Origin of the sequence: Variovorax sp. VNK109, from assembly GCF_049445855.1 — a bacterium.
Lineage (GTDB): Bacteria > Pseudomonadota > Gammaproteobacteria > Burkholderiales > Burkholderiaceae_C > JAGOCV01.
The window spans coordinates 672,005-683,345 of record NZ_JBMSDV010000003.1 but is presented as its reverse complement, the minus strand read 5'-3'; the positions used below and the strand labels follow the sequence as shown (position 1 = coordinate 683,345).

Here is an 11,341-nt window from a genome sequence, read left to right as displayed (position 1 = left end):
ACCTGCGCCGTGTTGATTCCCTGTCCCTGTTGCGGTGCCCGTGACGTCTCCGAATTCAGCTATGGTGGCGACGCACGCCAGCGCCAGTTGCCCGATGTCCGGACGCAGGAAGCGTGGACGGACCATGTTTACCTGCGGGCCAACCCGCGTGGGGTGCATGCCGAACTGTGGTTCCATGCGATGGGCTGCCAGCAATGGCTGCGGCTCGAGCGCAACACCACCGACAACACGTTGATGGCAGTGCGGCTGTGTGGCCTGGATGGCAGTGAAGGAGTGGCGCCATGACTTCGGCCCGCCTCGCCACCGGTGGACGCATCGACCGTTCACGCGTCATTCACTTCACATTCAACGGGCGGCGCTATCCGGGCCACCCTGGGGACACACTGGCCAGTGCGCTTATGGCCAACGGCGTGCTGCTGATGGCCCGCAGCTTCAAGTACCACCGACCGCGTGGCATGGCAGCCAACGGCGTGGACGAACCGAATGCTTTGGTGCAGGTCGGCACGGGCGCCGAGACCGAACCGAATGTCCGGGCCACTTCGCTGGCGCTCCACGATGGTCTCGTGGCGAATAGCCAGAACTGTTGGCCTTCGGTGCGCCTGGATGCGGCCAGCGTGCTCGGCTTGGCCTCGTCGATGATCCCGGCGGGCTTCTACTACAAGACGTTCATGTGGCCGCGTAGTGCGTGGCATTTCTACGAAAGCGTGATCCGGCGGGCAGCGGGTCTCGGCCGCGCGGCCAGGCAGCCCGACACGGGCGCGTACGAGCATGCGCATGCAACGGCCGATCTGCTTGTCGCCGGCGCCGGCGTGGCCGGCATTGCCGCGGCACGCGCAGCGGCGTCTGCCGGTTTGCGCGTGATCCTTGCCGACGATGGCCTGTCACCGGGTGGCCAGGCCTTGAATGAACCTGGCTCGGTGGATGGGCTGCCTGTCGACGTCTGGGTTCGGGAACAAGTCGAAGCAATCGCGCAGATGCCGGGCGTGCGCGTGTTGCGACAGACCACGGTCTATGCCCGCTATGACCACGGCTCTTTCGCGTTGCTCGAAAACCTCGAGCAGGGTGTGACGCCAACGCCGGCCGCGCCCCGATCGCGGCGCTGGCTTGTGCAGGCGCGCGATGCGGTGCTGGCCACCGGCGCCAGCGAACGACTGCTGGTCTTCGGCAACAACGACCGGCCCGGTGTGATGCTCGCGTCGGCCGCGCAGACGCTGCTACAACAGTTCGGCGTGCTGCCCGGTCGCCGCGTGGTGCTGTTCACCAACAATGACAGCGCGTATCAGGTCGCGCGCGATCTTGCGGGTGCCGGTGCCTCCATCGTCGCGGTGGTGGATTCGCGCAGTGGCCTGCCTTCGCACCTCGGCGACGGCCTTCAGGCAGGTACATGGCTGCAGGGGCACGGCGTGGTCGAGGCCACCGGGCGACTTGCGGTGACGGGTTGTCATGTGGGCCCGCTGGCCGATGGTGAGAGCATCACAACGGCCACCCGCCGGCTCGAATGCGACTTGCTCCTGTTGTCCGGTGGCTGGAACCCTCGTGTGCAACTCGCCAGCCACACGGGCGGTCGCCGTGTGTTCGACGGATCCATTGGCGCCTTCCGGCCAGCGTCTGATGCCGCAGCCTCGGGTTTGCGCCCGGCAGGCGCGTGCGACGGCCAGTTCGATCTTCCAGCGTGCCTCTCAGCCGGTCATGCAGCGGGCGTCGCCGCTGCAGCGGCGGCCGGCAAGGCCGTGCAGCTTGCGCCGCCCGTGGGATCAGGTGCGGCTGACGCGCCCCGAGCGCCCGGCGCAGTGCTGCATGTGCCACGCAAGTCCGGCAGTCGCGCAATGCGTTTCGTTGATCTGCAGACCGATGTGACGCTCGGCGATCTCGAACTCGCTTGCCGCGAAGGCTTTCATTCGGTGGAGCACGTCAAGCGCTACACCACGCTCGGCATGGGCACCGATCAGGGCCGCACCGGTGGAATTGTCGGCGCGGCGCAGGTGGCCAGACTGACCGGCAAGACACTGGCGCAGGGGGGTACCACCACTTTCCGGCCGCCATACGTGCCTGTCACGCTCGGTGCGCTGGCTGCTGGTCATGCAGGCCGGCTTGCGGCACCGGAGCGGGTCACGCCATTGCATGAATGGCATGTGGCGGCCGGTGCGATGTTCATGCTGGCCGGGCCATGGAAGCGCGCGCAACTCTACCGTCGCGTGGGCGAAACCGACCAGCAGGCCGTCAACCGCGAAGCACTCAACGTGCGGCAGGCCGTGGGCCTTACCGACGTTTCCACACTGGGCAAATTCGAGCTGACGGGCCGCGATGTAGCCACGCTGCTCGACCGTGTCTATGTCAACGGCTGGCAGACACTGGAGCGGGGCAAGTGCCGCTACGGTGTGATGCTGCGTATCGACGGCGCGGTGCTCGACGATGGCACCACCAGCCGACTCGATACCGACCGCTACTTCATGACCACGACCACTGGCAATGCCGAGCGCATCCATGCGCAGCTGCTGCGCTGCCTGCAGATCGACTGGCCGGAACTCGACGTGCGGATCACTCCCGTCACGGAACAATGGGCAGCCTTTGCGGTTGCAGGCCCCCGGGCGCGCCAGTTGCTGGAGCGCCTGAAGCCGGACTTCGATACGGGCGATGCGGCGTTCCCGTACATGTCGCTGCGCCAGGGAACACTGCTGGGGCATGTCGCGCGCGTGATGCGCATCAGCTTCGCAGGGGAGTTGGGGTATGAAATCTATGTGCCCTCGCGGTTCGCGTCCTTCATGTGGGAGGCCGCACTGCACGCGGGTGAAGACCTGGGCGCCATGCCCTACGGCACTGAAGCCATGATGACATTGCGCATCGAGAAGGGCTTCTTCGTACCCGGCTTCGAGGCCGACGGGCGCACCACCGCAGACGACCTGGGTCTGGGCCGCATGCTCAGCACCAAGAAGGAATTCATCGGCAAGGCCGCACTGCAGCGAGCGGCCCTGGCCGACCCGGACCGCCTGCAGCTTGTGGGCGTGGTGGCCACGCATCCCGGACAGGAACTGCCTCGTGGTGCGCAGTTGCTGGACCCTGCCCAGCCGTACTCCGGTTCGGTGCAGCCCAGCGTGGGCCACTTCACCTCGATGGCCTTCAGTCCGTTGCTCGGCCGCTGGATCGCGCTCGCGCTGGTCAAGGGCGGTCGCGCGCGCATCGGTCACGGCCTGCGGGCCGTCGCGCCGGTGTCGGGACAATCTTGCGAAGTCACGCTGGTGTCGCCGGTGTTCGTCGATCCAGAAGGAGAACGCGTCCGTGCCTGACGTCCAGATCAACGATGGCGTATCACTTCCCCTGCTGTCCGTGGCCTTGCCGCGCGCGCATGACCTTGCCCGCGTGCAGGCCGTGCTGGACAGACTCACAGGCACGCAACCCGTGCTGCCCATTGCCCCGCGTTTCGGGCGCGCCGGTGTCTGCACGCTCATGCAAGATGCGCCGGACCATTGGTTCGTGCGTTACGACGCAGGCGTGCCGCCGCCGGATGCCAGCGCAGCCGGCGACGTCGTGGTGACCGACATCACCGACGGCTGGATCACATTCCGCGTTCGAGGCGACGACGCACGCGAATTGCTTGCACAGGGTGCGCGTGTCGACCTGCACGGCGATGCGGCCACGCGATGCTTCTTCCGCACGCTGCTGGCAGAAGCGCCGGTGCTCCTTTTGCTGCACGAGCGGGACTGCGAGGTGATGGTGCCGCGCAGCTACAGTGCCTGGGTGCATGCCTGGCTGCGTCATGCGGCGGGGTTTCATGAAAGGGCGCAACCATGAGCAAGGACTTTCCCGTCGTCTTCGGCATCTGCCTCGATGCCGAAGCCATCTGGCTGGGCATCAATCCGGAGAATGCGCGGCGGCCAGCGCATCTGTCACATGGCAGCTTCGAGATCCACGAAGGCCTGGCGCCCATGCTCGACCTGCTCGATGCGCACGGCATCCGCAGCACATTTTTCATTCCCGGCATCACGGCCGAGCGCTACCCTGACGCCGTGCGCGAGATCCATCGTCGCGGCCATGAACTGGGCAGCCACGGCTGGAGCCATCGTTCGCCGGTCGGCATGCCTGCGGAGGAGGAACTCGAAGAACTGGTGCGCGGCATCGACATCCTCGAACGCATCTCGGGAACACGGCCGCTGACCTGGCGCTCACCCTCGTGGGACTGGTCGGAACGCACGCTCGACTTCCTGCTCGAGCAGGGCGTTGAAATCTCCACCAACTTCCACGATCGTCTCGGACCCTACCGGCACCAGCGCGGCGGCCAGCCGCTGCCGCTGGTGGAGTTGCCTGTGCAATGGCATCTGGCCGATGCGCCGTACTTCATCCACGGCGGCCGCATGGAACGCGTGATCCGCACGGCGCTGGAGGTGGAGCAGTTGTGGACGGAAGAATTCGATGGTCTCTATGAATGGCCGAACGCTTTCTTCCATCTCACGCTGCACGTGCAATTGATCTGCCACCCCGGCCGGCTGAAGATGCTGGACCGGCTGATAAGGCATATGAAGTCGCGGCCGCGCACGCGCTTCATGCGCAGCGACGAGCTCGCAGCCACGGTGGCCTGACGGCGCTTACAGCAACTGGTGTTCGAGCGTGCGCGCAGCAGCCTGCAACTGCGGCAGGAATCGCTGGCGCATCTTGGCCGGTGTGGCCGATTCAATGCGCACACCGATATTGATCGCCGCGACAGTCACGCCGCGGATGTTGCGCACAGGCACGGCCAGCGAACGGAAGCCCTCTTCTGCTTCGCGGTCCACCAGCGAATAGCCGTTGCTGCGCACCGACTGGATTTCCTTCAGGAGGGCGACCGGTTCGGTGATGGTGTGTGCCGTGAGAGGCGTGATCTTCATGCGGGCCATGGCAGCCGAGAGTTCCTTGTCCGGCAGGCCGCTCAGCAGTGAACGGCCCAGTGCCGAACTCCAGGCAGGCAGGCGGAAGCCGATGCCGGGCACCATCGAGACGAAGCGCGGCGGCGATGCGTGTGCCACGCGCACGGCTTCGAGACCATCGAGCACGGCGGCCGAGCAGTCTTCATCGAACTCCCGGGACAGGGCCTCGCACACGGGTTGCAGGAACGCTGTCACCTGGTTCGACGCCGCATACGCTGCAGCCAGCTGCAGCACCTTGGGGGTGAGGCGGAACAGCCGGCCGTCGCTCGCGATGTAGCCCATCTGCTCCAGCGTGTTCACCGCGCGTCGCGCCGTGGCGCGGGGCAGGTCGACTGCTCGGGCGATGTCAGCCAGTGTCATCTGGCGCTGGTTGGCATTGAAAGCGGTCAGTACTTGCAAGCCGCGTTCGAGCCCTCCGAGAACCTCCTTGCCGAACGGGGAGACCGGGGCATCGTCTTCCGTCTCGGGGGTGGTGTTTTCTGCGGGCGGGCTGGACTTCTGGCGCGGCATGTCTTGTTGTGGGCGGTGGCGAAAGTGGTGTCTCGATGTGCGATCTTAAGGCAAGCCATGGTCAGCAAAACGCGCACACGAGTGGCGCAGAACCCGGCTTGAACTGGCACGGATCCCGCTCGAAACGGTGCAGTCCGCCCCAATGCAGCGCATGGCCTGCCGCTGCACGTAAATCTCCTTGACAGTAACGGTTCGAAGGCAATAATTGCGAACATATGGTCGATATGCGAACAACTGCAGATCAAACAGATGAACGGCCCGACCTTCACGGAAAGGCGTTGGTCATTGACGGACTGATCGTGTCCAAGTGGGGACGAGAGCTGTTCGAGGAAATGCATCGCGGTGGTCTGACTGCGGCCAACTGCACGTGCAGTGTCTGGGAAGGGTTCGAGGATTCGATGCAGGCCATGGCGCAATGGAAGCGCTGGTTCCGTGAGCACGGCGACATCCTGCTGCAGGTCTACGGCGTGGACGACATCCGTCGCGCCAAGGCCGAGGGGAAGGTCGGCATCATCCTGGGCTGGCAGAACTCCAGCGGCTTCGGCGATTCACTCGACACCGTCGCGCTCTACGCGGAATTGGGCCTGCGCGTGGTTCAGTTCACCTACAGCACCGCCAATCTGGCGGGCTTCGGCTGCATGGAAAGCCATGACGGCGGCATCAGCGACTTTGGCCGTGAGCTGGTGCAGAGGCTCAATGCACACCGCCTCGTCATCGACCTGAGCCATGTGGGCAGCAGGACATCGGCCGATGTGGTCGCGCTGTCGGAGCAACCAGTGGCGTATACGCACTGCGCACCGCAGGGCCTCAAGGCCCATAGCCGCAACAAGACCGACGCCGAACTGCGCGCAGTCGTGGACAAGGGCGGGATGATCGGCGTGACCATGTTCCCGCCGTTCATGCCGCGTGGCAACGAATCCACGCTGGACGACTATGTCTCGGTCATCGAATACGTGATCAACCTGTGCGGCGAGTCGCAGGTCGGTATCGGGACAGACTTTGCGCAGGGCATGTCGCGCGAGGACATGATGCGCTTCCTGCGCGACAAGGGCACCGGTCGCCAGTTGCTCGTGCCCACCGGCGCCGTGTTTCCGCCGGACTTCAACCAGATCAGCCAGTACCCGAACCTCACGCAGGCGCTCGAGCGGCGCGGCTGGGGCGCGGCACGCATCGAGGCATTCCTCGGCGCCAACTGGATGCGCTATTTCGCCGACGTCTGGGGCCACTGACGTCAGGTCGCCGATTTCCCACTCAACTCACCCCAAGGACTCATCATGGATCGTCGAAGCTTCTCCCTGGCCGCCGCGCTGATGCCGGTGTCGGCCGCCATGCCACAGCTGGCGCGCGCGCAATCGCAGTCCCCGATGAAGATCCTCGTGGGCTTCCCGCCGAGCCCCGCCGGCTTCGACTTCGTGGCACGCCAGGTGGCCGGGCAATTGCCCGACCTGTTGCGCCGCCCGGTGGTGGTGGACAACCGCGTGGGTGCTTCCGGCCGCATTGCGCTGGAGGCGGTCAAGCAGGCGAAGCCCGATGGAGAGACCATCATCCTGTCGTCGCAAAGCCCCATGACGATCTTCCCGCACATCTATACCAACCTGCGCTTCGATCCCGCAAAGGACTTCACGCCGATCACGCGCGCGGTGACCTTCGACTACACCGTCACCGTCGGGCCGGCAGCGCCCGTGAAGACGATTGCCGAGTTCATCGACTGGTACAGGAAGAACCCCACCAAGGCCGCCTTCGGCTCACCCGGTGCGGGTACCACGCCGCACTTCATCGGCGAAGCCATCAACCAGCGGCTGGGTGTATCGGCGCTTCACGTGGCATACAAAGGGGGCGCGCCGGCCTTGCTCGATCTGATGGCCGGCCAGGTACCGGTCCAGTTCGACACCGTGTCGGCTGCCATCGAGCAGCACCGCACGGGCAAGGTCCGCATCCTGGCAACGCTGGGCGGCCAGCGCAGCCCCTCGCTGCCGGATGTGCCGACGCTCAAGGAGTCCGGCATCGATCTGGAGATCTACGGCTGGTGCGGCTTCTACGGCCCTGCGGGCATGGATGCGTCGATGACGGCCGAGTACGCGCGCGCGATCGGCGCCGCTTTGCAGAAGGACAGCGTGAAGGATGCGCTGCAACGCATCGGCATGTACCCCGCGCCCACCACCCCCGACGCGCTGGCTGCATTCCAGAAGCGCGAGTTCGAAATGTGGGGTCCTGTGATCAAGTCCTCCGGCTTCAAGCCCGAGAACTGATCGACGAAAGCACCAGGCATGGGTCGATTCCCAATGCGCCCGGGCAGACAGTCGCACTTTTGACCGAAGCCCTCTGACGAGCAGAGGCGCCATTTTTTGCAGCCAGGAGTTTTTATGCAACGCAGAAGCATGATGGCCGGAATGGCCGCCACCCTTGTCCTCGGTAGCGCAGCCACGCGCGCCATTGCGCAACCCCAGCCCGTGCGCATCGTCGTCGGATTTCCGCCGGGAGGTGGGTTCGACACCGTCGCCCGCCAGCTCGCGACACCGTTCCAGACGCTGATCGACCGTCCCGTCGTCGTCGAAAACCGCACGGGCGCAGCCGGGCGCATCGCGCTCGACTATCTCAAGCACGCACCGAAGAATGGGGAGGTCATTGCGGTGGCCCATCAAGGCGTGCTGACACTCTCGCCCTACGTCTACAAGAATGTGCCTTTCGATCCGGTGAAGGATTTCACGCCCATCACGCGGCTGGTCACCTTCGACTACTGCCTTGCGGTCGGCACGGCCGTGCCGGCGACCAATCTGACGGACTATCTCAAGTGGCTGCGCGACAACCCAACCAAGGCTGCCCACGGTTCGTCAGGCAACGGGACGACACCGCATCTGCTCGGCGTATGGTTTCACCAGAAGATCGGCGTGCCCGCCATCCACGTTCCGTATCGCGGCACGCCGCCCATCGTCATCGATCTCGTCGGCGGCCGTCTGCCGAGTTCGGTGAATACGGTGGGCGACCTGCTTGAGCAGCACCGGGCAGGCAAGGTCCGCATTCTGGCGACCATGGGTGCCACGCGGAACGCGCAGACACCCGACATCCCTACACTCAAGGAATCGGGCATCGACATCGTGGTGCCGGGATGGGTGGGCCTGTATGGGCCCGGCGCCATGGATCCCCGAGTCGTTCAGAGCTATAACGAGATGGCCGTCAAGGCGCTCGCCACGCCTGCATTGCGCGACAGCATGGCGGGCCTCGGGTGGTCCGTCTCGCCGACGACATCTGCCGATATGGGCAAGATCCAGCGGGACGAACTGGCGGCATGGGCGCCCATCGTCAAGGCGTCCGGCATCCAGCCTGAAGAGTGAACGGAAATTCCGGAGGACAGAACCATGAACCGTGCAGACATCCGCCAGATCGTTTCGGAGCAGGAGTGGAAGCTGCGCTGCGACCTTGCAGCGCTGTACCGGCTTCTCGCCTTCCATCGAATGACCGACCTCATCTTCACGCACATCAGCATGAAGTTGCCAGGCGAGGATGACTCGTTCCTGATCAACCCCTACGGCATGGCGTTTGGTGAAATCAAGGCCAGCGATCTGATGAAGGTGGACAAGGATGGAAACCTCATCGACGATGGTGTGGAGAGCCCGTATGGCATCAACAAGGCGGGCTTCGTGATTCATTCAGCGATCCACTGCCACCGTCCGGACGTGCTTTGCGTCGTGCACACGCACACTGCGGCTGGCGTCGCCGTGTCGGCACAGAAGCGCGGCTTGTTGCCCCTCAGCCAGCACGCACTCAAGTTCCAGGGCCACCTGGCCTACCATTCTTACGAGGGCATTGCGCTCGATGAGGCGGAACAGGCGAGTCTCATTGCCGATCTGGGACCGCACCGCGCCATGATCTTGCGCAACCATGGCTTGCTTGTCTGCGGCCGCACGGCTGCAGAAGCTTTCGACCACATCTATTTTCTGGAGCGTGCCTGCGAGATCCAGGTCAAGGCCGGCGCGCTGGGCTACGACGAGATCGACTTGCCGTCAGTGCAGGCACAACAGAAGGCCGCCCGCCAGTGGCGCATGCATGAGCCGGAAGTCAGGGACTTTTGCGAACTTGCATGGCAGGCTGCGCTGCGTGAAGCGGGAATCGCAGCGTCTTCTGCTTACTCTTAGCTAGGCGTGCAGCCGCGACGTCCGCGGCAAGTGCGCCATCAGGAACTCCATCTGGTCCGCCAGGATGCGGCGGTTGCGCAGGATGAAGTCTTCCCACAGGCTGGGCACATACGGTGCGTAGAGCAGCGGCATGTGCGCCTGCTCGGGGGTGCGGTTGGCCTTGCGGTGATTGCAGGCACGGCACGCGGTGACCACATTCATCCAGTGATCCTGCCCGTTCTGCGCGAACGGGATGATGTGCTCACGCGTGAGGTCTTCTTCGTGGAAATGATTGCCGCAGTAAGCGCAGAAGTTGCGGTCGCGCGCAAACAGCTTGCTGTTCGTGAGGCCCGGGCGAAGCTCGAACGGGTTGATGCCGGGCACGCCCTTGGTGCCGATGATGCTGTTGACCGTGATGATCGACTGTTCACCTGTCACCGCGTTGTGGCCACCGCGAAAGACCGCCACTTCCGTGCCCGTCTCCCACCGCACTTCGTCGGCGGCGTAGTGGATCACGGCTTGCTCCAGGGAGATCCACGACTGGGGCAGGCCCTGGGCAGACAGCTTCAAGACTTTCAAAACACGGCTCCTGAAAACAACGGGGTCATCGGACGGAACGCGAAGTCTGGCGCCAGCTTGAGAAGCCGGCGTCGGTCACAATATACCTTCTTTTCGTGACATTTGAGCTTCAGCGGCCTTTGTGCATGGGCAACTGCTGCTATCAAAACCATATCAACGGATGAAGGTCTTCAGAGGTTTCAAACACCCGGGCGTCGCGCCGGCTTGCGCACTCACCATCGGGAACTTCGACGGCGTGCACCGCGGCCACCAGGCGATGCTCGCACTGCTGAAAAGCGAAGCGCAGCATCGCGGCGTGCCCAGCTGCGTCATGACCTTCGAGCCGCATCCGCGCGACTACTTCGCCGGCGCCACCGGCAAGGCAGATCTCGCACCCGCGCGCATCGCCACGCTGCGTGACAAGCTCACCGAACTCGAACGTTGCGGTGTGGAACAGTGCATCGTGCTGCCGTTCAACGCGGCCTTCGCATCGCAATCTCCACAGGCCTTCATCCAGGACGTGCTGGTTGACGGGCTGGGCGTGCGCTACGTGCTGGTGGGCGACGATTTCCGCTTTGGCGCGAGGCGCGCGGGCGACTACGCCATGCTCGACGAAGCCGGTGCCCGGCACGGGTTCGACGTCGCCCGGATGAACAGCTACGAAGTGCATGGCCTGCGCGTCTCCAGTTCTGCCGTGCGCGACGCGTTGGACGAAGGCCGGATGGATGGCGCCGCACGCCTGCTGGGCCGCCCGTACAGCATCAGTGGGCATGTGGTGCACGGCCGAAAACTCGGTCGCGACCTGGGTTTCCGCACGCTGAACCTGCGCTTTGCCCACTGGAAGCCGGCTGCCTCGGGCATCTTTGCGGTGCGGGTCCTGGGCCTGGGCGATCGCGCGCTGCCCGGCGTGGCCAACCTCGGCGTGCGCCCCTCGCTGGACCCGGCTGACGTCAACGGCGGGCGGGTGCTGCTCGAGACCTTCTGCCTCGAATGGCCCGACAGCCTGGGGCCGGACGGTGGCTACGGTAAAATCATCTGCGTGGAGCTGCTGCACAAACTGCACGACGAACTCAAGTACGACAGTCTCGATGCCCTGAAGGCGGGCATCGCAAAGGACTGCGATGACGCACGCGCGTTCTTCGCACGCCTGCACGGGCAAACCCACCGCCAGACCTCGCGCGACCGAATTTGACGGCCCCCACCAGCGGCAACTGCCGCCCTGCCCGTCCCTGCCTTCTCCCTTTTAGCTTCTCCGGGCCGCGC

General features: G+C 64.8%; 11 protein-coding genes. 9 read left to right on the top strand and 2 right to left on the bottom strand.

The window, feature by feature from the left end; all coding sequences use genetic code 11:
- The first annotated feature begins 9 nt into the window (after positions 1–9).
- The 4 genes from ACO2Q9_RS14250 to ACO2Q9_RS14235 are packed head-to-tail and all read left to right on the top strand — an operon-like array spanning position 10 to position 4,574.
- Positions 10–285 carry a sarcosine oxidase subunit delta gene (locus ACO2Q9_RS14250; protein ID WP_423312443.1) on the top strand — a complete coding sequence of 92 codons (276 nt, stop codon included), beginning with the start codon at positions 10–12 and terminating at the stop codon, positions 283–285.
- Complete coding sequence (locus ACO2Q9_RS14245) at positions 282–3,284, top strand: sarcosine oxidase subunit alpha family protein (protein WP_423312442.1); 3,003 nt, start codon at positions 282–284, stop codon at positions 3,282–3,284. Before ACO2Q9_RS14250 ends, ACO2Q9_RS14245 begins: the two co-directional genes overlap by 4 nt.
- Complete coding sequence (locus ACO2Q9_RS14240) at positions 3,277–3,789, top strand: hypothetical protein (RefSeq protein WP_423312441.1); 513 nt, start codon at positions 3,277–3,279, stop codon at positions 3,787–3,789. Before ACO2Q9_RS14245 ends, ACO2Q9_RS14240 begins: the two co-directional genes overlap by 8 nt.
- Positions 3,786–4,574: a polysaccharide deacetylase family protein gene (locus tag ACO2Q9_RS14235; protein WP_423312440.1), complete on the top strand. Its 789-nt coding sequence runs from the start codon at positions 3,786–3,788 to the stop codon at positions 4,572–4,574. The genes ACO2Q9_RS14240 and ACO2Q9_RS14235 overlap by 4 nt, the downstream gene beginning before the upstream one ends.
- 6 nt (positions 4,575–4,580) lie before the next feature.
- Here ACO2Q9_RS14235 and ACO2Q9_RS14230 read toward each other — a convergent pair whose 3' ends face one another.
- Positions 4,581–5,408 carry an IclR family transcriptional regulator domain-containing protein gene (locus ACO2Q9_RS14230; RefSeq protein WP_423312439.1) on the bottom strand — a complete coding sequence of 276 codons (828 nt, stop codon included), beginning with the start codon at positions 5,406–5,408 and terminating at the stop codon, positions 4,581–4,583.
- Positions 5,409–5,707: 299 nt separating this feature from the next.
- On the opposite strand from ACO2Q9_RS14230, the gene ACO2Q9_RS14225 reads away from it, so the two are divergent.
- The 4 genes from ACO2Q9_RS14225 to ACO2Q9_RS14210 all read left to right on the top strand — a co-directional run bounded on the left by ACO2Q9_RS14225 (position 5,708) and on the right by ACO2Q9_RS14210 (position 9,541).
- On the top strand, positions 5,708–6,637 hold the full coding sequence (locus tag ACO2Q9_RS14225) for a dipeptidase (protein ID WP_423312438.1): 930 nt from the start codon (positions 5,708–5,710) through the stop codon (positions 6,635–6,637).
- Positions 6,638–6,682: 45 nt separating this feature from the next.
- A complete protein-coding gene (locus ACO2Q9_RS14220; protein WP_423312437.1) occupies positions 6,683–7,657 on the top strand; it encodes a Bug family tripartite tricarboxylate transporter substrate binding protein in 975 nt (324 codons plus the stop codon).
- A 114-nt stretch (positions 7,658–7,771) separates the two neighbouring features.
- On the top strand, positions 7,772–8,740 hold the full coding sequence (locus ACO2Q9_RS14215) for a Bug family tripartite tricarboxylate transporter substrate binding protein (RefSeq protein WP_423312436.1): 969 nt from the start codon (positions 7,772–7,774) through the stop codon (positions 8,738–8,740).
- 24 nt (positions 8,741–8,764) lie between these two features.
- Positions 8,765–9,541: a class II aldolase/adducin family protein gene (locus ACO2Q9_RS14210; RefSeq protein ID WP_423312435.1), complete on the top strand. Its 777-nt coding sequence runs from the start codon at positions 8,765–8,767 to the stop codon at positions 9,539–9,541.
- Here the strand turns inward: ACO2Q9_RS14210 and ACO2Q9_RS14205 are convergent, their stop codons facing one another.
- Positions 9,542–10,099, bottom strand: a complete 558-nt coding sequence (locus ACO2Q9_RS14205; protein WP_423312434.1) for an HNH endonuclease — start codon at positions 10,097–10,099, stop codon at positions 9,542–9,544.
- 160 nt (positions 10,100–10,259) lie between these two features.
- Here ACO2Q9_RS14205 and ACO2Q9_RS14200 point away from each other — a divergent pair, with 160 nt between their 5' ends.
- The gene (locus ACO2Q9_RS14200) at positions 10,260–11,270 is read left to right on the top strand and encodes a bifunctional riboflavin kinase/FAD synthetase (protein ID WP_423312433.1); all 1,011 of its coding nucleotides are present in this window, start codon (positions 10,260–10,262) and stop codon (positions 11,268–11,270) included.
- Positions 11,271–11,341: the final 71 nt, after the last annotated feature.